The sequence below is a fragment of the Clostridium tepidiprofundi DSM 19306 genome (assembly GCF_001594005.1).
In the GTDB taxonomy this organism is placed as follows: Bacteria; Bacillota; Clostridia; order Clostridiales; family Clostridiaceae; genus Clostridium_AC; species Clostridium_AC tepidiprofundi.
This window is the reverse complement of sequence record NZ_LTBA01000149.1, coordinates 1-666: the sequence shown is the minus strand read 5'-3', so window position 1 is coordinate 666 and position 666 is coordinate 1. Positions and strand designations below refer to the sequence as shown.

The 666-nt window shown below is 30.6% G+C and carries 1 protein-coding gene and 1 pseudogene; both read right to left on the bottom strand.

Annotated elements, in window-relative coordinates:
- A partial coding sequence (locus CLTEP_RS14140) for a transposase (protein ID WP_201786627.1) occupies window positions 1-229 on the bottom strand: 229 nt, incomplete at its 3' end.
- A gap of 132 nt (window positions 230-361) precedes the next feature.
- A pseudogene (locus tag CLTEP_RS14135) lies at window positions 362-583 on the bottom strand (Rpn family recombination-promoting nuclease/putative transposase); the annotation flags it as partial.
- Between the last annotated feature and the right edge of the window lie 83 nt (window positions 584-666).

Below are 666 nucleotides of genomic sequence, written 5' to 3'. Positions count from 1 at the left end.
CTAATTCACTTTTTATAGTTTTTTTAGAATAACCATTTCTACTATTATCCTTTGTTTTTTCGCTTATATCATACTTACCATATCCTAATGCTTCATCCATTTCTGCTTCTAGTGCTTCTTGTAGCACGTCTTTAAACATTTCCTTTAATGCTTCTAATACCTCATTTGCACTCTTGAATTTTTGTTCTTTTACATAATTTCTCAATATTTCTTTCGACATTTCTGACATAAAACGACTCCTCCTTGAATAATTTTCCTATCTCAATTGTTGACAAGAAGAAGTCGTTTTTATTCAGTTTACACAAAATTTTTTACACTGCCATTAATATAAATAGGTATTATATTGATGCGATTGCCCTTTATCATACCATACTCCTTTTTCATCTACTGCCTTTATATCAAGTATGCTCATTTTACCCTTCCTGTAATTTGCTAAGTTATAAGGGTTTTTCAACTCTATATCTGCTATCTGCTCATCTTCACTCAACACTGAATTTATAAATGATATCAAAATATCTTTATTTTCCTCGCTGCCGAACAATTTTTTGAATACGAAATCTACTTTTGGATTTAACCTACACATAAAATATCATCACCTTCCTTTACATATACTTAATAAGTGTGAACTACCACCCAAACAGGCAAGGGTAGATTCTTTGTAAGAAG